Annotated in this window: 19 protein-coding genes; 9 read left to right on the top strand and 10 right to left on the bottom strand. The window is 66.8% G+C overall.

The window, feature by feature from the left end; genetic code table 11:
• Positions 1-216: 216 nt before the first annotated feature.
• Positions 217-1791, top strand: a complete 1575-nt coding sequence (locus ACILR9_RS26035) for an aldehyde dehydrogenase (protein WP_395712889.1) — start codon at positions 217-219, stop codon at positions 1789-1791.
• Between the two features lie 54 nt (positions 1792-1845).
• On the opposite strand, the gene ACILR9_RS26030 is transcribed toward ACILR9_RS26035, so the two are convergent.
• Complete coding sequence (locus ACILR9_RS26030) at positions 1846-2679, bottom strand: TauD/TfdA dioxygenase family protein (RefSeq protein ID WP_395712888.1); 834 nt, start codon at positions 2677-2679, stop codon at positions 1846-1848.
• A gap of 214 nt (positions 2680-2893) precedes the next feature.
• The gene (locus ACILR9_RS26025) at positions 2894-4162 is read right to left on the bottom strand and encodes an alkaline phosphatase family protein (RefSeq protein WP_395712887.1); all 1269 of its coding nucleotides are present in this window, start codon (positions 4160-4162) and stop codon (positions 2894-2896) included.
• A gap of 118 nt (positions 4163-4280) precedes the next feature.
• Here ACILR9_RS26025 and ACILR9_RS26020 point away from each other — a divergent pair, with 118 nt between their 5' ends.
• Genes ACILR9_RS26020 through ACILR9_RS26005 form a run of 4 tightly spaced genes read left to right on the top strand, consistent with a single transcriptional unit; the run spans position 4281 to position 7082 of the window.
• The gene (locus ACILR9_RS26020) at positions 4281-5387 is read left to right on the top strand and encodes an LLM class flavin-dependent oxidoreductase (protein ID WP_395712886.1); all 1107 of its coding nucleotides are present in this window, start codon (positions 4281-4283) and stop codon (positions 5385-5387) included.
• A gap of 9 nt (positions 5388-5396) precedes the next feature.
• Positions 5397-5594, top strand: coding sequence for a DUF2867 domain-containing protein (locus ACILR9_RS26015; RefSeq protein ID WP_395712885.1), 198 nt, complete (start codon positions 5397-5399; stop codon positions 5592-5594).
• Between the two features lie 9 nt (positions 5595-5603).
• Positions 5604-6533: a helix-turn-helix domain-containing protein gene (locus ACILR9_RS26010; protein WP_395712884.1), complete on the top strand. Its 930-nt coding sequence runs from the start codon at positions 5604-5606 to the stop codon at positions 6531-6533.
• Between the two features lie 9 nt (positions 6534-6542).
• Positions 6543-7082 (top strand): metallophosphoesterase family protein, encoded by a 540-nt coding sequence (locus ACILR9_RS26005; RefSeq protein WP_395712883.1) that lies wholly within the window; start codon positions 6543-6545, stop codon positions 7080-7082.
• 217 nt (positions 7083-7299) lie between these two features.
• On the opposite strand, the gene ACILR9_RS26000 is transcribed toward ACILR9_RS26005, so the two are convergent.
• A complete protein-coding gene (locus tag ACILR9_RS26000) occupies positions 7300-7572 on the bottom strand; it encodes a type II toxin-antitoxin system CcdA family antitoxin (RefSeq protein ID WP_395712882.1) in 273 nt (90 codons plus the stop codon).
• Between the two features lie 59 nt (positions 7573-7631).
• Positions 7632-8858 (bottom strand): MFS transporter, encoded by a 1227-nt coding sequence (locus tag ACILR9_RS25995; RefSeq protein ID WP_395712881.1) that lies wholly within the window; start codon positions 8856-8858, stop codon positions 7632-7634.
• A gap of 68 nt (positions 8859-8926) precedes the next feature.
• Between ACILR9_RS25995 and ACILR9_RS25990 the strand changes: the two genes are divergently transcribed.
• On the top strand, positions 8927-9952 hold the full coding sequence (locus ACILR9_RS25990; protein WP_395712880.1) for a patatin-like phospholipase family protein: 1026 nt from the start codon (positions 8927-8929) through the stop codon (positions 9950-9952).
• 12 nt (positions 9953-9964) lie between these two features.
• A complete protein-coding gene (locus tag ACILR9_RS25985; RefSeq protein ID WP_395712879.1) occupies positions 9965-10870 on the top strand; it encodes an ROK family protein in 906 nt (301 codons plus the stop codon).
• Between the two features lie 130 nt (positions 10871-11000).
• On the opposite strand, the gene ACILR9_RS25980 is transcribed toward ACILR9_RS25985, so the two are convergent.
• The 3 genes from ACILR9_RS25980 to ACILR9_RS25970 are packed head-to-tail and all read right to left on the bottom strand — an operon-like array spanning position 11001 to position 14210.
• Entirely contained in the window at positions 11001-12476 is a 1476-nt protein-coding gene (locus ACILR9_RS25980; RefSeq protein ID WP_395712878.1) for an AMP nucleosidase, read from the bottom strand.
• A 22-nt stretch (positions 12477-12498) separates the two neighbouring features.
• Positions 12499-13314, bottom strand: a complete 816-nt coding sequence (locus tag ACILR9_RS25975; RefSeq protein ID WP_395712877.1) for an EipB family protein — start codon at positions 13312-13314, stop codon at positions 12499-12501.
• Complete coding sequence (locus ACILR9_RS25970) at positions 13308-14210, bottom strand: cell envelope integrity EipB family protein (RefSeq protein WP_395712876.1); 903 nt, start codon at positions 14208-14210, stop codon at positions 13308-13310. Before ACILR9_RS25970 ends, ACILR9_RS25975 begins: the two co-directional genes overlap by 7 nt.
• 72 nt (positions 14211-14282) lie before the next feature.
• Here ACILR9_RS25970 and ACILR9_RS25965 point away from each other — a divergent pair, with 72 nt between their 5' ends.
• Positions 14283-15260, top strand: coding sequence for a 2-hydroxyacid dehydrogenase (locus ACILR9_RS25965; protein ID WP_395712875.1), 978 nt, complete (start codon positions 14283-14285; stop codon positions 15258-15260).
• Here the strand turns inward: ACILR9_RS25965 and ACILR9_RS25960 are convergent.
• Positions 15220-15804 (bottom strand): hypothetical protein, encoded by a 585-nt coding sequence (locus ACILR9_RS25960; RefSeq protein ID WP_395712874.1) that lies wholly within the window; start codon positions 15802-15804, stop codon positions 15220-15222. The genes ACILR9_RS25965 and ACILR9_RS25960 overlap by 41 nt on opposite strands.
• Positions 15805-15887: 83 nt before the next feature.
• Positions 15888-17693 (bottom strand): aspartate--tRNA ligase, encoded by a 1806-nt coding sequence (aspS, locus tag ACILR9_RS25955; protein WP_395712873.1) that lies wholly within the window; start codon positions 17691-17693, stop codon positions 15888-15890.
• Positions 17694-17809: 116 nt separating this feature from the next.
• On the opposite strand from aspS, the gene rnd reads away from it, so the two are divergent.
• Positions 17810-18967 (top strand): ribonuclease D, encoded by a 1158-nt coding sequence (gene rnd, locus ACILR9_RS25950; protein ID WP_395712872.1) that lies wholly within the window; start codon positions 17810-17812, stop codon positions 18965-18967.
• Between the two features lie 112 nt (positions 18968-19079).
• Here rnd and ACILR9_RS25945 read toward each other — a convergent pair whose 3' ends face one another.
• On the bottom strand, positions 19080-20603 hold the full coding sequence (locus ACILR9_RS25945) for an exopolyphosphatase (RefSeq protein ID WP_395712871.1): 1524 nt from the start codon (positions 20601-20603) through the stop codon (positions 19080-19082).
• Between the last annotated feature and the right edge of the window lie 32 nt (positions 20604-20635).

Genomic DNA, 20635 nt, shown 5'->3' with positions numbered 1-20635 from the left:
GCGGCTGCGTCAACAGCCGCCCGTTCGCACATCATGGCAAATTTCCCGCACACAAGGGGTCATGAGCCCCAGTCCCGCTGCTCATGACCCCTCCGCCCCGTATGACGGGGCACCTCCCCGCGCTTCGCGCAGGGAGGACAATGAGGCGCCCCGGATGACTCCGTCGCGTCCGCCGGTCTAGTGTCCGCCGCAGCCCACCAACCCGGAGAACAAGACATGAGCGCCCAGCTTTCGCGCGACGATTGGAGAAGCCGTATCGGCGGTCTCAGCTACCGCAACCAGGCTTTCATCGGCGGCAAGTTCGCGCCCTCCCTCACCGGCAAGACTTTCGACTGCGTCAATCCGGCGACCGGACAGGTGCTGACCAAGGTCGCGGCCTGCGAGCAGGCCGACGTCGACGCCGCCGTCAAGGCCGCGCGCGCCGCCTTCGAGAAGGGCACCTGGGCCAACATGCCGCCGGCCAACCGCAAGCGCATCATGCTGAAGCTCGCCGAGCTGATGATGAAGAATCGCGACGAGCTCGCCCTGCTCGAGACGCTCGACATGGGCAAGCCCATCGCCTACTCGACCCGCGTCGACATCCCGGGCTCGGCCAACACCGTGCAGTGGTTCGGCGAGGCGATCGACAAGATCTACGACGAGGTCGCGCCGACGCCGGGCAATGTCGTGGCCATGATCACCCGCGAGCCGGCCGGCGTCGTGGCCGCAGTCGTGCCGTGGAACTTCCCGCTGCTGATGGCGTGCTGGAAGATCTCGCCGGCGCTCGCCGCCGGCAACTCGGTGATTCTGAAGCCGGCCGAGCAGTCGCCGCTGACCGCCATCCGCTTGGCCGAGCTGGCCGCCGAGGCGGGCATCCCCGAAGGCGTGTTCAACGTGCTGCCGGGCTTCGGCGAAACCGCCGGCCAGGCGCTCGGCCGCCACATGGATGTCGACGTGCTGGCCTTCACCGGCTCGACCGAGGTCGGCAAGTACTTCCTGAAGTACTCCGGCGAATCCAACATGAAGCAGGTCTGGCTGGAGTGCGGCGGCAAGTCGCCCAACATCGTGCTGGGCGACGCGCCCGACCTCGATGTCGCCGCCCAGCGCACCGCCTTCGGCATCTGGTTCAACCAGGGCGAGGTCTGTACCGCCGGCAGCCGCCTGATCGTCGAGGACAAGATCAAGGACCAGTTCCTCGAAAAGGTCATGGCGATCGGCCAGAAGATGATGCCGGGCGATCCGCTCGACCCCAAGACCCAGATGGGCGCCATGGTCGACGAGGTCCAGACCAAGCGCGTCATGGGCTACACGGGCGATCCGCTCGACCCCAAGACCCAGATGGGCGCCATGGTCGACGAGGTCCAGACCAAGCGCGTCATGGGCTACATCGAGGCCGGCCAGAAGGAAGGCGCCAAGCTCAAGATGGGCGGCAGGCAGGTCCATGTCGACAATGCCGGCTCGTTCATCGAGCCCACGGTGTTCGACCAGGTCAACAACAAGATGAAGATCGCCCAGGAGGAGATCTTCGGCCCGGTGCTCTCGGTCATCCCGGTCAAGGATGCCGACCAGGCGCTGGCCGTCGCCAACGACACGATCTACGGCCTCGCTTCGGCGATCTTCACCGCCGACATCAACAAGGCCTTCAAGTTCGCCAAGGGCCTGCGCACCGGCTCGGTGTGGGTCAACACCTACGACGGCGGCGACATCACCACACCGTTCGGCGGCTACAAGCAGTCCGGCATCGGCCGTGACAAGTCGCTGCACGCCTTCGACAAGTTCACCCAGGTCAAGACGACCTGGATCCAGCTCTAGGCTCCAACGACGTCAAAGGTCCCGAGCGCGGCGAGGGACCTTTCTTTTGGCCGCCTACCGCGGCACATCCCCCTGCAGCATGACGCGGTAGAGGTAGCGCGTCTGGGCCATGTCGTAGTCGCCGTTGGCCTTGTGCAGCAGGCAGCGATTGTCCCACATCACGAGGTCGCCCGCCTTCCAGGCATGGCGATACTGGAACCGTTCGGACGTGGCGTGCGCGAGCAGCTCGTCGAGCAGCGGCAGCGCCTCCTTGTGGTCCAGGCCGAGGACACCCTCAATGCGGATCGGGTTGATGTAGATTGACCTGGCGCCGCTTTCCGGATGGGTGCGCACCAACGGATGCAGTGCGGCGTTGGGCACGCGCTCCTTGTCGGCATCGTTCAGTCCCATCAGCTTCCGCGCGCTGTGGCTGCTCTGATAAACGTGAACGCCCATCAACGGCGCGATGCGCTCCTGCATCTCCACCGGCAAAACCTCGTAGGCCGCAGCCATGTTGGCGTACTGCGTGTCGCCACCCTTGTCGGGCAGCTGAACCGCATGCAGCGCCGTCGCCTTGGGCGGACGGGGAGCATTGGAATGGTCGGTGTGCCAGCCCTCGCCGGGGATGTAACGACGGCCGTCGGGATAGCGATCCTGGTTGGACACGTAGTGGATCTGCGGGCAGTCGGGAATGGCGAAGCGCGAATTGTGCTGGGCCAGGATGGTGCCGAACAGCTCGATCGCCTGGGCCAGCTGCTGCGGCGTCAATGCCTGGTCGCGTACGACCAGCACGCTGCGCTCGACGAAGGCGCGGTACATCGCGTCGCGATCGGCATCCGCAACCGGTCGCGTGAGATCGATGCCCAGCACCTCGGCGCCGGTATGCGTGCTTAAAGGCCTGATTTCCATGACCGCCTCCCTATCCGCCGATAGGTGCCGATGACATACATTCCGTCAGCCCGAGCGAAGCCGCCCGACTAGGCGCTGTTTACGGCGCCATTGGCGGCGCAGTCGAGGGACCTTTCTTGCTGAAACTGCTCCGAGAAAGGTCCCTCCACTACGCCGCGCTACGCACGGCTCCGGTCGGGATGACGGAATTTTTTCCATATGCAAATGCCCCACCTCAGCCACGAGGCAACGGCGATCCGTCGAACCCCTCGGTCGGCAGCCCGAGGAAATCGACGATGGTGGGCGCGATGTCGACCAGGCTGGTCGGGCGCGTTGCTGATCCCGCCGAACGCCCCGCATCGTTGACCATGAGGAACGGCCGCGTCTCGTCCGGCCCCCAGCCGCCATGCTGGCCGCTGCCGATCGGCGCCGCCTTTCCCCCTTCCAGGGCCACCCAGCGCCGGCCCGGAACGCCGTAGGGATTGGCTTCGCTGCGGCGGGCCATGTTCACCGCGGCGACGATGCCGTCGCGCGCCGCAAAGCACCGCTCGGCGAGGCCGTCGCCGGCCAGCACGTCGCTCGCCCACGGCATTCGGCGCATGTCGTCGAGGACGCCGAGCAGCGCGCCGCGTCCGCGGTCGGTGGCATAGAGCAGCGCCGCCGTCCCTTGGCCTGCCACCGCCACGTCACCCTTCGCCAGGAGTTCCTCCAGGCCGTTGGCGGCCAGCCACTCCTCGATCGCGACTCCCTCGCCGATGGTTTCCTGGCCATGATCGGACCCGACCAACAGGAGGATCTCGTCGCCCTCGCGGCGCAGCCGTTCGACGGTGCGCACGACCTCGGCAACGCAACGCTCGGCGCCACACAAGGCATCAGCATGCGCCGGCGAGCCGAGCGGCACGCCATGCAAGGTGTGGTCGGGATCGCACAGCCAGAGCAACGCGACCGCCGGCCGGCGCTCGGTCAATACCTCGGCGCAGAATCGCTGGGTCATCGCCCAGTCGCCCGCCGCATCGTGGCTGACCTCGAGGGTGTCGCTGCCCTCCAGCCGCCGGCCTCCCGGGGCGAATGACCCTGCCCGGTGATAGACGTGACCGAAATGCTCGGGGTCGAGGAAATAGGCGGCGCCGGGCGACACGTTCGAGAAGGCGATGCAGCCGCCATTGCCGGCAACCCGCTCGGCCAGCGCCGGAACCAGCAGCGTGCCTCCGGTGGCACGGCGCATATGCTGGCGAAAATCCGGACTGCCGACATCGCGCACGACGATGCGGCCGTCTTCGAACAGCCCCATCCGGTTGCCATGCAAGCCATGGCGCGTGGGAAAGCACCCGGTCGCCACCGATGCCGCCGACACACGCGTGACCGACGGGAACACCGCGCTGTGCTCAGCGCACCACAGGCTGGCGCGCGCAAGCTCGTGCAGGACCGGTGTCGTCTCGGCGCGCACCCAGTCGCGACCGAGACCGTCGCAACACACGAACACCACCCGCCGCGATCCTGCCATGGCTCTAGTTCCTTCACGCGATGGCAGCGTCTCGCGTTCCGGGCAGACATGCGCGCCGGCCCCCTTGCGCCGCCGCCCCAATGGTAGTCGACTTCCGCCGATAACTCAGGAGGAAACGATGCAGCTCGGATATTTCGCCATGCCGTCGCATCCGCCCGAACGTCCCCTCAAGGACGGGCACGAGTGGGATTTGCAGGTGCTGCGCTGGCTCGACGAGCTGGGCTACACCGAAGCGTGGATCGGCGAGCACCACACGGCGCCGTGGGAGCCGCATCCCTCGCCCGACCTGCTGGTGGCGCAGGCGTTGATGCAGACCAAGAAGATCCGGCTCGGCCCGGGCGGCTTCCTGCTGCCCTATCACCATCCCGCCGAGCTCGCCAATCGCGTCGCCATGCTCGATCACATGTCGGGCGGCCGGCTCAATTTCGGCGTCGCGGCGTCTGGCCTGCCAAGCGACTGGGCGATGTTCAATGTCGATGGCATGTCCGGCGTCAATCGCGACATGACGCGCGAATCGCTCGACATCATCCTGAAGCTGTGGAGCGCCACCGAGCCGTTCGAGTACAAGGGTAAGTTCTGGCACGTCAATCGGCCGGGCGAGATGTTCGGCGTGCTGCGTCCTCACCTCAAGCCTTTGCAGGCCCCGCATCCGCCGATCGGCGTGGCCGGCCTCAGCAAGGGTTCCGACACCCTGAAGCTCGCCGGCGAGAAGGGCTTCCTGCCGATGAGCCTCAACCTCAACCCTGCCTATGTCGGCAGCCACTGGGAAGCGGTCGAGATCGGCGCGGCCAAGGCCGGCCGCACGCCCGATCGCGGCGAATGGCGCATGGTCCGCGAGGTGTTCGTGGCCGACACTGACGAGGAGGCGATGCGGCTCTCGGCCGGTTCCTACATGGGCCGGATGATGCGCGAATACTTCCTGCCGCTGCTCGGCCAGTTCGGCTTCCTCGAGTACCTCAAGCACGATCAGAGCGTGCCCGACTCCGACGTGACGCCGGACTACTGCGCCCGTCACAACTGGATCGTCGGCTCGCCCAGGACCGTCGCCGAGAAGATCGAGAAGATCTACCATGATGTCGGCGGCTTCGGTCAGCTTCTGGTGTTCGGCTTCGACTATGCCGACAACCCCAGGGCATGGCACCATTCGCTGGAGCTGCTGGCCAAGGAGGTCCTGCCCAAGGTGCAGCATCTCAAGCCGACCAAGGCCAAGCTCGCGGCGGAGTAGACGCCGCCGATGAAGGTCGCCCGGCATCTCGATTTCCGGGTGTCGGTGCGCAAGCTCGCCGACGCGGGTGCGAGCTGCGTGATGCTGTCGACGGTCGTCAGCCCGCACAATGTTGTTGGCAAGGCCTACCTGCTGGCGATCCTGCCGTTCCACCGCCTCGGCGTCCGCAAGCTCCTGTCGAACGCCGTGCTGGCCGGACGGATTTAGGAGACGGCTTTGCCGGCGCCGCGGATCAACCCTCCGACCGCTGCATTGGGCCGCTTCAACGCGGTGATGGGTGGCCTCTACCCCTACGGCCCGCGTCGTCGTCCGCTGCAGCAGGCCGTAGGCTTCGCGGGACCGCTGTCGCTGAAAGTCGTCCTCCAGGGCCAAGGTGCATGGCGCACGCTCACGCGACGGTACGCCGTCGACGCTGGCTTCTGTCTCGTGCTCAACGAGGGCGAGACCTACTCGCTGGTCTTCGATACCGACGAACCCGTCGAGACTTTCTGCCCTTTCTTCGCTGCCGGCTTCGTGGAAGACGCGGCGAGCTCACTGCTGGCAAGCGACGACGACCTGCTCGATTCGTCGCGCATGACCGCCCGCGGATTCGTCGTTGCCCCGCACGTGCGTCCGCTGCCACCCGAGCTTGCAGCGCCGCTTGGCAGATTGCGTCGCCTGGCACGCGTCAGGGAGCTCGATGACCTCGCGTGGGACGACGCCTTTTTCAATCTGGCACTGGCCCTCGCACGGACCTCGACGGGCTGGCATGCCGAGCACGGCGGTGGCAGTCGCCGGCTCGCCACGCGCGTGGAGATCACGCGCCGCCTCAACCGTGCCCGCGATTTCATCCATGCCGAGGTCCACCGTCGCCTCGTGCTCGCCGACATCGCCGATGCCGCAAGCCTATCGCCGAATCATTTCCACCGCCTGTTCAAAGCCGCTTTCCAGAGCAGCCCGGGCCTGTACGTGACGCGGTTGCGCCTTGCCCGTGCAGCCCGGCGAATCGTGGCCACGGACGCGCCGATCACCGAGATCTGCTTTGCCACCGGCTTCGAGAGCCTGGGCAGCTTCTCCGCACGATTCCACCGGGCGTACGGTGCCTCGCCGGCGGCCTGGCGAAAAATCGCAAGATCGGAGAAGTCGGCGAGCCTTCATCGTGTCTAGCGTCGGTGGATGATCGACATCGTCCAGGCGCGCACCATCGTCGTGCTCGCCGACTGCCATATCCATCCGTCCAAGGGCATCGACTGGCCACAGGCAGCCCTCGATGCCTTCGCCGGGGCCGATCTGTTCGTCACCCTGGGCGACATGGGCGAAAGAGCAGGCCTCGATACCCTGGCCAGGCTCGCCCCGATCGTCGGCGTGCGCGGCCGCGACGACGAGGATGATCCCCGCACGGCGGCACGGCTGCGCGTGCTGGAGGTGGCAGGCCTGCGCCTGGGCTGTGTATTTGACCCGATTGAAGTTGGTGCAGCCCTTCAAATCGAGCCGCTGATCTGCGCCTCAGCGGAGGCAATGGAGTGCTTGTTCGAAGCCCCTCTGGATGCCCTGCTCTGGGCGTCGACGCACAAGCCGTCACTCGAACGCGTCGCCGGCTGCCTGCATGTCAACCCGGGCAGCGTCACGTTACCTGGCAAGGACGCGCCCGCCAGCTTCGCCAAACTGACCGTCGCAACCGGCGCCATCGAAGCTGAGATCGTTCGCCTCCAGTGACCTCAGGGCCTGTAATGAAGCAAACGCTTTATTTCACGAGATGGGTGCATTCGGCAAGGTTGTCATCCCGAGCGAAGCGAGGGGGACCTTTGAGGCAGTAGGAAAGGTCCCTCGCTACGGCACTTGCTCCGCAAGTGCCTACTCGGGATGACAGGGTTTTTGTCGAGCGCACCACGCGTCAATATCGGAATCTGAAGCACTTGTTTTGTTACAGGCCCTAGGATTCACCTTTGCGGCCAGCGAGATAGTCACGCAACATCTCAGCTGGATATCCATGCTTGTCTGTGTAGGCGTTGTAGGCAGCAAGGTCTTTCTCGATATCGGCCCGCATCTCGCCAGCACTCCTCGCTGCCAAGGCCTCTGCCAGAGCGGTCTCGGCGACCTGCGAGACGTCGACGCCGTGGGTTTTGGCCCTGGCGTAGAGATCGCTATTCAGATTCAGCCTGACGGTCTTTCTCTTGGCTGGCGGATCGAAGAGTGGCTGGCGCATTGTCTACTCTCGACAGCAGAGCAATCGTGCCTGCACTACGACCTTCCGGCACGGCATCGTCAAGTCGCTCGCCTCGACAGCATGGCCGCCGCGGCAAACCCCATGGCGGCAACCAGCATGATGCCCGCGAGGCCCCACAGCACCGGCGTGTAGCCGCCGAAGGCGCTCCAGGCGAGCGAGGCCACGATCGGACCGGCGGCGCGCATCACATTGGTCGGCATGGTGAGCGCGCCGGAGACCACGCCATAGCCTTCCGGTCCGATGAATTCCGGCACGGCCATGCCGCGCAGGATGGTGATCAGCCCGTTGGCGACGCCGTAGATGATGGCGAACAGGATCAGGCCATAGACGTCGCTGATGCCGAACGCCAGCATCGCCATGGAGATGGGAAAGGCGAAGTAGATGCCGGCACCGAGCTGGATCGTGGAGATGTGCTGCTGGCCAACCATCAGCAGCACGCGGCCCACCACTTGCATGGGGCCTATGAGGGCGATGATGGCCATCACCACGCCAGTCGATACGCCGCGATCGTCGAGCAGCGGGATCAGGTGGAAGCTCATCGCCGAGAAGGCGAGCCCGTAGCCCGCGAACGCCACGACCAATCCCCAGAAGGCCGGCACGCGCACCGCCGCCGCGAGTGGGCTCTTCTTCTGCACCCCATCGGCCGGCCTGGTTTCGGCGATGGGCACCGGCTTCTCCCGAGGGCCTGGGATGAACAGCCAGTGAATCAGGGCCACCGCGGCGTTGATGGCGGCCAGCACCTCAAGGCTCGATCGCCAGCCGGCCCGCTCGATCAGGAACTGCGTGAAGGGAATGCCGAAGGTGCTGGCGAGGCCGCCTACGAAGGTCATCAACAGAATTGCCTGCCGGTAGCGCGGGCCGTACACCCGCGTGATGACAGCGAAGGCCGGCTCGTAGAGCAGGACGGCCTGGCAGGCGCCGAGACCCAGCCACAGCGCATAGAATAGCGGCAGCGACTCGATGCGCGGCCACCAGAGGAGGAGCGCCGCCGCCAGCAGCGAACCGCCGGTCATCAGCTTGCGGCCATGCCCGCGATCAATCCAGGCGCCGACCGGGATCGAGCACAGGCCCGCGACCAGGAGTCCGGCCGAAAGAGCACCGAACATGCCGCTGCGCGACCAGCCGAGCTCCTGGCCCATCGGACCGACGAACAATGGAAAGGTGTAGTAGACAAGGCCCCACGAGATGAGCTGGCCGAGCGACAGCATCCACAGGATCGTCGCAGGGCGCTTTCGCCACGGTCCTGCCGCTCCATCCTTGGCCATAATGACGCCGCCATGCTCTCGTTACAGAACGATGAAGGTAGCGCCGCGGCGGCCGGGAGCCCAGCAGCATGAATTCGACCAAGCGTATCAATCTCGCCTTGCAGGGCGGCGGCTCGCACGGGGCGTTCACCTGGGGTGTCCTCGATGCGCTGATCGAGGACGGACGGCTGGAGTTCGAAGCGGTCAGCGGCACGAGCGCGGGCGCCATGAATGCCGCGATCCTGATGCAGGGCTGGTCGGAGGGCGGCGGACCGGGCGCGCGCGCAGCGCTGCGCCGCTTCTGGGGCGAGCTCGGCTCGATGTCGATCGCCAGCCCGATCCGCCGCACGCCGCTCGACCGGCTCCAGGGCAACTGGAACCTGGACGATTCGCCGGGGGCGCTATGGGCTGACCTTGTCCAGCGCACGTTCTCGCCGTGGCAGCGCAACCCTCTGAAGTTCGATCCCCTGCGCGAGCTGCTGGCTCGCCACTTCGACGAGAAGGCGGTGCGCGCCTGCCACCAGATCAAGGCCTTCATCGCCGCGACCAACGTGCAGACCGGCAAGGTGCGGATCTTCAGCCGCGACGAGCTGTCGATCGACGCCCTGCTCGCCTCGGCCTGCCTGCCCAACGTCCACGATGCCGTGGTGATCGACGGCGTGCCCTACTGGGACGGCGGCTTCCGCGGCAACCCGCCGATCTGGCCGTTCATCTACAATTGCGAAAGCAGCGACGTGGTCGTGGTCGAGGTCGATCCGCCCGAACGCCCCGGCATCCCGACATCCAACGCCGAGATTGCCGACCGGCTGAACGAGATCACCTTCGGCGGCGCGTTGATGGCGGAGATGCGGGCCATCGCCTTCGTCCAGGAGCTGATTGCGAAGGACGTCGTCAGCGGCGGCTTCGGCAAGCGACTCAGGAACGTCCTGGTCCATTCGATTGCCGATCCGGCCTCGCTGTCGCCGCTCGGCGCCGTCAGCAAGTTCAACATCGAGCCCGACTTCCTGCAGCATCTGTTCGGCCTCGGCCGCCAGGCCGCAACCTCCTGGCTGGGCTCGACGTTCCAATGCGTTGGTACGAAGAGCAGCCTCGACATTCGGGCGCGCTTTCTATGAGGTAGGCGGACTATGCGGATCGGCATCGATCTCGGCGGTACTAAGATCGAGGGCATCGTGCTCGACGATGCCGGCGAGGAACGGGCACGCCTGCGGGTGAAGACCCCGCCCGGCGCCTACGAGGAAACGGTGCGCGCCGTGGCGGACGTGGTCCACGAGCTCGAGACGCGTGTCGGCGTGCGCTGTCGGGTCGGCGTCGGACATCCGGGCGCCATCTCGCCGGCGACCGGCCTCATCAAGAACGCCAACTCCACGCATCTCAACGGTCATCCGCTCGACCGTGACCTGCGCAACGCGCTGGCGCGCGAGGAGGTCAAGCTGTCGAACGACGCCAACTGCTTCGCTGTCTCGGAAGCCTCCGACGGCGCCGGCAAGCTGGCGCCGATCGTCTTTGGCGTCATTCTCGGCACCGGCGTGGGCGGCGGTGTCGTGATCGACGGGCGGCCGCTGCTTGGCGCACAGGCGATCTCCGGTGAATGGGGCCACAACGCCTTGCCTCTACCACTCGACGACGAGCGACCCGGCCCGCAATGCTATTGCGGTCGCTGGGGTTGCGTCGAAGCGTGGCTGAGCGGGCCGGCCTTCCAGGCGCAGTTCGCCGAGCGCACAGGCCACGAGCTGATCGCCACCGACATCGCGGTCGCCGCCGAGTCCGGCGACTCCGGGGCACAGGATTGCCTGGAGCAGTATTGCGACCGGCTGGCGCGATCGCTCGCCAATGTCGTGAATCTGATAGACCCGCACGTCATCGTGCTGGGGGGTGGCCTTTCGAAGATGCAGCAGATCTACCGGCGCGTGCCGGAACTGTGGAAGCGCTACATCTTCTCCGAGCCTGACAGCATCGCCACCAAGCTCGCGCCGCCCGTCCATGGTGATTCAAGCGGCGTGCGCGGCGCCGCTTGGCTGTGGCCGATCTGACGGCGCTCTGTCATCCTGAGCGCAGCGAAGGATCTCATCGCCAGAAGCCGCAAGCACGCTTGAAGCAAGCGGCGATGAGATCCTGAGCAAGGCGCTTGCTCCGCAATCTCCTTGCTCAGGATGACAGAAGTCACCTGAACGGCGGCTCGTCGAAGCTGCGGAGCTTGCGCGAGTGCAGCGAGCCCAGCTCGCTGCGCAGCAGGTCGATGGTCTCCAGGCCGATGCGCAGGTGCTCGCCGACCGCGCGCTGGTAGAACCGCGTCGCCGCCCCCGGCAGCTTGATCTCGCCATGCAGCGGCTTGTCGGACACGCAGAGCAAGGTGCCGTAGGGCACGCGCAGGCGATAGCCCTGGGTCGCCAACGCCGAGCTTTCCATGTCGACGGCGATGGCGCGCCCATGATTGATGCGCCGGCGCTCCTGCGACCAGCGCAGTTCCCAATTGCGATCGTCGTAGCTCACCACCGTTCCGGTGCGCAGCCGGCGCTTCAGCGCGTCGCCACGCTCGCCGGTGACCCGTTCGGCGGCAAGCTGCAGCGCCACCTGGACTTCCGCCAAGGCGGGCACCGGCACCTCGGGCGGCACTAGATCGTCCAGGATGCGATCGCGCCTCATGTAGGCATGCGCCAATACGTAGTCGCCGATCGTCTGCGACTGCCGCAAGCCGCCGCAATGGCCGATCATCAGCCAGCAATGCGGGCGCAGCACCGCCAAGTGGTCGGTTGCCGTCTTGGCATTGGATGGCCCGACGCCGATATTGACGATCGTCACCCCGCCACGACCGTCGGCACGCATGAGGCTGTAGGCCGGCATCTGGAAGCGATGCCACGGCATCGCCGCAACGGCGGCGTCCGCGTCCGCCAGTTCATCGCCGCGCCGAACGACAGCGCCGCCTGGCAGCACGAGTTGCGTATAGGGACTGTCCGGTCTGGCCAGCTCCTCCATCGCCCAGGTGACAAAATGCTCGACATAGCGCTGATAGTTGGTGAACAGGATCCACGGCTGGATGGTCCGCCAATCCGTGCCGGTGTAATGCACCAGGCGGCGCAACGAGAAATCGACCCGCACGGCGTCGAACAGCGCGAGCGGACGTGACCGCCTGTCCTCGAACACCCAGGTGCCGTCGGCGATCTCGTCGCCGACATTGGCGAGCACGGGCGTCGGGAAATGGCGCGCCAGCTCGGCGACCGACAGTTCGCCGTGGATGAACTCGTCGCCCTCTTCGGTGACGAACGGATAGGGAATTTCCTGGCCGCTCGCGACGACATCGAGGCGCGCGCCGAATTCGTCGACCAGAGGCCGCAACTGCTCGAGCAGGTACTCGCGGAAGTAGGCCGGCTGCGTCACCGTCGTCGAATAAAGTCCCGGCGCCTGAAACTTCGCCCAGGCGCGGCGCGTGAACCGGATGGCGCCGGCGGGACGCCAGTCGACGCGCAACTCGGGATAGCGGAAGCGGCGGCGTTCCTCCACGGACGGCTCGACGCCGGAGCGCACGAACCGCGCAAGGGCCTCGCGCAACGCCGCACTGGCCGCCGAATGCAGCTGCTCGAGCCGGTCAACGGCCTGCTCGGGCGTCAGGCCCGCCTCGAGGGCGTCGCTCTCCGTCATACGTCGGCCAGCATCGGCCCGGTCATTTGCATTCCGGCTTGGGCAGAGCCTCCAGCCGCGTGATGCGGTACTCGATGCCGCCTTCGCCTTGCTCGTGGGTGCCGTAGATCTCGATGCCGTTGTCGAGCATGACGCTGCTCATCTCGAAGGCCGGCTCGCCCTGAGCCTGCCCCTTCGATGGCTCATCGAAGAACCCGGCGCGGTAGTAGATGCGTCCTCGACCGTCGACCAGCGATTCTGCCCCCTCGGGAATTTTCACGTCGGCCAAGCGCCTCGGCACCTTGCCGATCAGGACATTCACGATCTGCGGCGGCTTCACCTTGTCGCCAAAGAAGAAAAGCGCGTCGAAGCCGCTCTCCCCGGCCTTGGCCTGGCGGATGGTCTCGCGCGAGATCGCCACCGGGAACATCGTGCGGACCGGCAGGGCGACCGTCTGGCCGCTCGGCTCCTCGAAGCGCGCTTCTCCGCTGCCGTCGTCGCCGAGCGTCGCCTCGCCTTTGAACACGGTGCTCTGCCGGCCGCTCACCGACGTGCGATGATCAAAGCGCAGGCGCTTGCCGTCGCGGCTCTCGGTCATTTGCGATTGCTGCTCGTTAGCGACCGAGCCATGCGCCCCCGAGACTTCCAGCCTGAGACGCTGATTGATGACATAGCCTTCGCAGGTCAATCGCAGCTCGTAGGCGTAGGTGCCGGGCGTGTTTGCGCTCGGCTTGCCGCGTTCGAGCGTGACCACCGAATAGACAGCCCTGTGGGGCGCGATTTCCTGCGCCGCCAAGGACGTGGCCTGGACTGCCAGGGCGGCCACGAGGGCGGAGATCGTCAGACGGGCATTCAGCATCGCGGCCTCGGCAAGGCTTGAAGGTGGACCAGACGAGCATCGACGGCAAATTCGCCGTAGTCGAGCAGCATCGAGCGCGCGATGCCGTTGGCAAGCAGGTCGAGTGCCAATTCATACTCGGGGTTGGCGCTGCCCTGATCGCCGGCGGCGAAAAAGGCCAGTCGCACGCTCCACGAAGGCTGATTGCGCATCAGCCCGACGTCGCCGCGAACCGGAGGGCCTGTCACCCGCGGCGAGCGCCCGATCACGGCATTGACCTGGAAGGCGCCGTCCAGGCGGGCACCATCGAAGACGCTGTAGGAGGCCGAGCGGTCGCCATTCCGCGCGTGGTGGATGATCAGCATGAGATGGCTGGTCGGAAACAGCGTGCCCGCGGGCAGTTCGAAGCTGCGCGCCTCGGGCAGGGTGAACGAGGCGCGGCCGGTCGCCCCCTGCCCCTGCAGCTGGGCCTGACCGCGCAGCTCCTCCTCGACCTCGTCGTTCTGGATGTTGCGCACGCTGAAGCTCAGGCGCAACGCGTCCTTGGACTCATAGCTGCTGAAGCTCGAATCGGTGTCGAACTCCTCGCCGTCGTTGCGCAGGAACTTCAGCTTGATGCGCTGCTTCACTTCCCAGCCATCGCAGGAATCGACGGTCTCCAGGACCATGCGGCCATTGACGTCGACGATGCCGCTGTTCGGGCGCGATACCGAGAGCTTCATGTCGTAGGTTGCGCGATGCGGCACCAGGACCACATCCGGTGGCTGCTGGGCGTCTACCGCCCTTATCCACAGGCCCAGCAACAGGATGGCGCAGACGGCGGCAAGAGGGGCCGCGATCCGGGCGCGAGGGCGGCGAAAACTAGGCGTGATCAACGGACAATGGCGTGTGGCTAGGTCTTGTAGCCGGGCTGCCAAGCGTAATATCCATGCCCGCGGATTGCCACAATGATCGCCTGCGGCAGGGCTGCACAGGGAGAGGAAACGCAGATGACGACCGCCAAACCGAAGGTCCTCGCCACCCGGCATTTTCCGCCCGACGTCGAGGCCCGGCTGGCGGCCAACTTCGAGGCCGTCCTGAACCCCGGAGACCGGCTGTATGACGGTCCCGCCCTGATCGCAGCAACCGCCGGCTGCGACGCTATCCTGTGCGCCGCAGGCGATCCCCTGACGGCCGACACCATCGGCGGGTTGCCGGCGTCGGTGCGCATGATCGCGACCTTTTCAGTAGGCTACGAGCACGTCGACGTGGCCGCCGCCGCCAAGCGCGGCATCGCCGTCAGCAACACACCCGACGTCCTGACCGACGCCACGGCGGACATCACCCTGCTCTGCCTGCTCGGGGCGGCACGCCGGGCACATGAAGGTGCGCACATGCTGCGGACGCGCAGCTGGACCGGCTGGACGCCGACCCAGCTGATGGGCGTGCATGTCACAGGCAAGCGGCTCGGCATCCTGGGCATGGGCCGCATCGGCCAGGCCGTCGCCGACCGTGCCCGCGCCTTCCGCATGCAGATCCACTACAGCAACCGCAACCGGCTGCCCCCCGACCTCGAAAAGGGCGCCATCTTCCATGCCGACGCCGAGGCGATGCTGCCGCATTGCGACTTCCTGTCGATCAACGCGCCGATGAGCGCGGCGACCCGCAAATGGGTCAATGCCGAGCGCATCGCCAAGCTGCCGCAAGGGGCGATCGTAGTGAACACGGCGCGCGGCGGCGTGGTCGACGACGAGGCGCTGATTGACGCCTTGAGGTCGGGCCGCCTCGCCGCAGCCGGACTCGACGTGTTCGAGGGCGAGCCCAAAATCCATCCGGACTATCACGACATCCCCAACGCCTTCCTGATCCCCCACATGGGCTCGGCGACGGTCGAGACAAGGAACGCCATGGGTTTCAAGGCGCTCGACAACCTCGAGACCTACCTGCTCAGGAACCAGACCCCGCCTGACCTCGTGAAGGCTTCCTGATCGGCTTGGCCTTCGCCTTCTTCACCACCGCCGGCTTGGCCGCGGCGGGCGCAGGCGCTGTTGCCATTGCAGCCTTTGCCGTGGTGGAAGGTGGTGTCCTGGCGCCTGAGGGAGACAGCGGCGGCTCGTCGGCCAGCGCTGCAGGGAGCGCGGCCTGCGGGGCGGCAGGCGCCGATGCATAGGCGGCGACATCCCAGCTCGTCGGCGGGACGCCGGGGCCGGATCTCAACGGGGCGGCATAGTGGACGCCGTCTTCGGCCACCATGCGCTGGGGCTGGGCGTAATCCACCTCGTACGGGTCGTGACCGTCCTCCCGCTCCGTGCACATTGCACGGCTGCGAATGACCCGCCACAGGGCGCAGTCCTTCTTCGAGACCATCGACATCAGATGGTCGGTCGACGTTTTGTTGCTGGCGGCCAGCAATCCGCCATCGGCGGCATAGCTCGCCCCGACAATCAGAGGGGGTGCGCCGCACCCCGCCGTCGAAAGGGCCACGCCGACAAGCAGCGGCAGGGATGCGTGGATGAGCCGAAAAGAGCTCATAAATCACATAATCGAATAAATATAATTTCTTGAATCTATTCGATTATGTGTCTTACGTCAAAATATCGGGTGGCCTACCACCCCTAGTCCTTGCGAGGTGGCGGCAGACGCAATCCGATGTGCAGCTCGCGCAGCTTCTCGAACGGCAGCTCGGTCGGCGCGTCCATCATCAGATCGACCGCCTGCTGGTTCATCGGGAAGCAGATGACCTCGCGGATGTTGGGCTCGTCGGCCAGCAACATGACGATGCGGTCGACGCCGGGGGCGGCGCCGCCGTGCGGCGGGGCGCCGTAGCGGAAGGCGTTCAGCATGCCGCCGAACCGGCGCTCGACCTCCTCGCTACTGTAGCCGGCAATGCCGAAGGCCTTGAACATGATGTCCGGTCGATGGTTGCGGATGGCGCCGGAGCAGAGCTCGATGCCGTTGCAGACGATGTCGTACTGCCAAGCATTGATGGTCAGCGGATCCTGCGTCTCAAGCGCCTCGAGACCACCCTGGGGCATCGAGAAAGGGTTGTGGCTGAAGTCGATCTTCTTGGCCGTCTCGTCGTACTCGAACATGGGGAAGTCGACGATCCAGCAGAACTCGAAGGCTTCCTCGGCAATCAGGCCGAGCTCCTGGCCGACCCTGGTGCGGACTTGGCCGGCGAACTTCCAGGCGGCCGCGGGCTTGTCGGCGACGAAAAACACCGCGTCGCCGTCCTCCGCCCCGGTCAGCGCCTTCAGCCTGGCCAGCCGCTCGTCGGTGACGAACTTGGCGATCGGGCCGCGCCCGGCCCCGCCCTCCAGGACGATGTAGCCCAGCCCGGGCTTGCCCTCGGCCTGGGCCCAGGAATTGAGCTTGTCGAAGAAGCTGCGGGGCTGCGCGGCCGCCTTGGGCGCCCTGAGCGCTCGCACCACGCCGCCGCCCGCCACGATGCCGGCGAACACCTTGAAGTCGGACCCCGCGAAGACCTCGCCGGCATCGACGATGCGGAGCGGGTTGCGCAGGTCGGGCTTGTCGGTGCCGTAGGTCAGCAGCGCCTCGGCATAGGGAATGCGCGGGAACGGGAAGCGCGTCACCGTGCGCGGCGTGTCGCGGCCGAACCCGGCGAACTCCTCGAACACGCCGCCCAGCACCGGCTCGATGGCGGCGAACACGTCCTCCTGGGTGACGAAGCTCATCTCGAAGTCGAGCTGGTAGAACTCGCCCGGGGCGCGGTCGGCGCGGGCGTCCTCGTCGCGAAAGCAGGGCGCGATCTGGAAGTAGCGGTCGAAGCCCGATACCATCAGGAGCTGCTTGAACATCTGGGGCGCCTGCGGCAGGGCATAGAACTTGCCGGGATGCAGGCGGCTCGGCACGACATAGGACCGCGCGCCCTCAGGACTGTCCGCTGTCAAGATTGGTGTCTGAAACTCGATGAAGCCCTGCTCGATCATGCGCCGGCGCAGCGAGGCGATGACCTGGCTGCGCAGCACGATGTTGCGGTGCAGCTTTTCCTTGCGCAGGTCGAGAAAGCGGTATTTCAGCCGCAATTCCTCGGGCGAGGTGTCGTTCTCGATATGGACCGGGATGGGCAGCGTCTCGGCCATCGACTGCACGACCATCTCGGCGGCGTCGAGCTCGACCTGGCCGGTGGCAAGCCGCGGGTTCACCGTCGCCGACTCGCGCGCCACCACCTTGCCGCTCACCGTGATCACGCTCTCATTGCGCACGGTTTCGGCAACCTTGAAGACCGGGCTGGCGACGTCCAGCACCACCTGCGTCACGCCATAGTGGTCGCGCAGGTCGATGAACAGCAGATTGCCATGGTCGCGCTTGCGCTGGACCCAGCCGGACAGACGGACCTGCTGGCCGACATGCTCAGACCGCAACTGGCCGCACGTATGGGTTCGGTAGGGGGAAGACATCACTGATTGTCCGGAATTTTACGGGCCGGCAAGAGGCACGGAATGGCCCGCCAAGTCAAGCCAACCGGGCATCCGGCTTTGCTGGAATCGCCTGCGCCGGCTATACACCAAGGTCAATGAAACTGATTACCACGACCGACGAGTTGGCGGCCTTCTGCAAGCCCCTGGCGACGACCGAGTTCATAGCCGTCGACACCGAGTTCATGCGCGAGCGCACCTACTGGCCCAAGCTCTGCCTGGCCCAGGTGGCGGGCCCGGAGGAGGCGGCGGCGATCGATACCCTGGCCGAGGGCATCGACCTCGCCCCGCTGGAAGAGCTGATGGCCAACCCCGCGGTGCTCAAGGTGTTCCATGCCGCGCGGCAGGACATCGAGATCTTCTACCAACGCATGAACCAGGTGCCGCAGCCCCTGTTCGACACCCAGGTGGCGGCCATGGTGTGCGGCCATGGCGAGGCGGCATCGTACGAATCCCTGGCCGCGCGCCTGGCCAAGGCGAAGATCGACAAGTCGAGCCGCTTCACCGACTGGAGCCGCCGCCCGCTCAGCGAGCGCCAGATCACCTATGCCCTGTCCGACGTCACCCATCTGCGTGTCGTCTACGAGAAGCTGAAGCGTCAGCTCGACAAGACCGGCCGGTTCTCGTGGATCGCCGAGGAGATGGCGGTGCTGAACGACCCGGCGACCTACCGGGCCGATCCCGACCTCGCCTGGCGCAAGCTGAAGCCGCGCAGCGCCTCGCCGCGCATGCTGGCGACGCTGCGCGAGATTGCGGCATGGCGCGAGCGCACCGCCCAGAGGATCGACATCCCGCGGCAGCGCCTGCTGCGCGACGAGCAGCTGCTCGAGATCGCGAGCCACGCCCCGCGCAGCCTCGAGGAGCTCGCCATGACGCGCGGCCTGGGCCGCGGCTTCGCCGAGGGCTGGCAGGGCCGCGAGATCCTCGAGGGGATCGAGCGGGCGCGCCAGCTCCCCGAGTCCGAGCTGCCGACGCGCGACCGCCAGAGCGAGCAACTGCGCGCCCCCGCTCCCGTCGTCGACCTGCTGCGCACCCTGCTGCGCCTCAAGGCCGACGAGGCCGGCGTCGCCGCCCGCCTGGTGGCGAGCGCCGACGAGCTCGACCGGCTGGCCGCCGGTCGGCGCGATGTCCACGCCCTGCGCGGCTGGCGGCGCGAGATCTTCGGCGCCGATGCCATCGATCTGATCGAAGGACGCTTAGCGCTGGCGCTGTCGGGCGAGCACGCCAGGCTGATCCCGACACCGACGGCGGCGTAGTCATCTGTCGTCCTGAACGAAGTGAAGGACCTCATCGCCGCCGGCCACGAGAGTGCTTCGGATCTACTGGCGATGAGATCCTTCGCTTCGCTCAGGATGACAGAGGAGGCTCTCAGCTCCCCGTCACGATCACCGGCCTCAAGTCGAAGGCGTCGGCGGCGTTTTCGAGGCGGCGCGCGGTCACGTCGCCCAGGCTGCCGTTGGCGGTCGACGGCACGATCAGGCGCAGCTCGCGCTCAACACGGCGCAGGCGGACCTGGGTCAGCAGGCCGGGCGCACCGCCGGACAGGTTGTAGGCGAGCCGGAGGCAGGCGCCCAGGCGGCGGGCGAAGGTCCGCCCCCGGCCGTCGGCCAGCCTGAGTGCGGTATCGAGCATCACCGCCCGCGGATCGCTCTTGTAGCGATAGGCCAGGGTCATCGCGAGTACCGCCCGTTCGCGATGGCTCATGCCGGGGGCCGGCAGATGAAGCACACGCACATAGGCCTGCTCGGCGCGGTAGTCCGGATGGTCGTCCCACGAGATGTCGCTGAGATGGCAGGCTGCGGTGCGCAGCACGCGCTCGGTCTCGTTCTCGCCGGCGAACACCGGCGTCAGCCAGTCGAGGATCTCCGACGGCTCGAGGTCGAAGCGCCGCCAACCCGCGCCCTGCTCCTCGGCGAAGGCGATCAGCGGATGGCGTGCCCGCTCGGCCTCGCCGAGGCGCGAATAGTAAAACCCCTCCCGCAGGCCGAACGCCGAGAACACGACGCTGCGCGGCTTGAGCACGGCGAGCAGGCGATCGAGCGCCAGGCAGGCGAGCGGCAAGGTATCGACGCGGCGGCGCGACACGCCAGGCATCTTCTCGAGCGAGCGAGCGCTCTGCACGGCAATCAGCCGGGCGACCGCGCGCGCCTCCTCGGCGGCGATCTCGTAGTGATGAATGATATGCAGCGGGTAGCCGGCCTGCTCCATGTGCAGGCGCGCGAAGGAGCGCCACGCGCCGCCGACGGCATAGAAGGTCTCGCCGGTCTCCTCGCGCAGCCAGCGCACGCTTTCGATCGCCTCCAGCACGACACGCGAGGGATCGCTCTTGCCGGATGACATGAGCCGCAGCGGCCCGACCGGCAGGGTGGTCGACGAACCCAGCCGGCCGCCATTCAGCGCCACCAGCTCGAGGCTGCCGCCGCCCAGGTCACCCATCACGCCGGCCGCCTCGGGGATGCCGCAGATCACGCCGTAGCCGGAATAGCGCGCCTCGTCGTGGCCGCTCACGACATGCGCCTGGATACCGGGCCGGCTTGCCAGCGCGCGCATGAAGTCGGCGCCATCGGCAGCATCGCGCACCGCCGCCGTCGCCAGCAGGTCGAGGGATTCCACCTTCATGTTGTGGGCGAGCGTGTGAAAGCGATCGATGTTGGCCAGCGCCATCATGACGCCGTCGGGATTGAGCCGGCCGGTGGCGTCGAGCCCGCGCGCCAGGCCGCACATCACCTTCTCGTTGAACACCGGCAGCGGCGCCCGGCTCTTGCGCTCGTAGACGACGAGGCGGATCGAATTGGAACCGACGTCGATGATGCCGACTCGCCCCTTCCCCGCAGCCGCCGGCGAGCTGGCGGCATCAGGGCCGGGAGTGTCCAGAGTGGCTTCGCCGTCCATGCGCGCTCCCTCTAGCCCAATCCGCGCCGGTT

The sequence above is a fragment of the Reyranella sp. genome (assembly GCF_044224635.1).
GTDB lineage: Bacteria > Pseudomonadota > Alphaproteobacteria > Reyranellales > Reyranellaceae > Reyranella.
The sequence above is the reverse complement of the archived record's forward strand: the minus strand, read 5'-3'. Positions and strand labels throughout refer to the sequence as shown.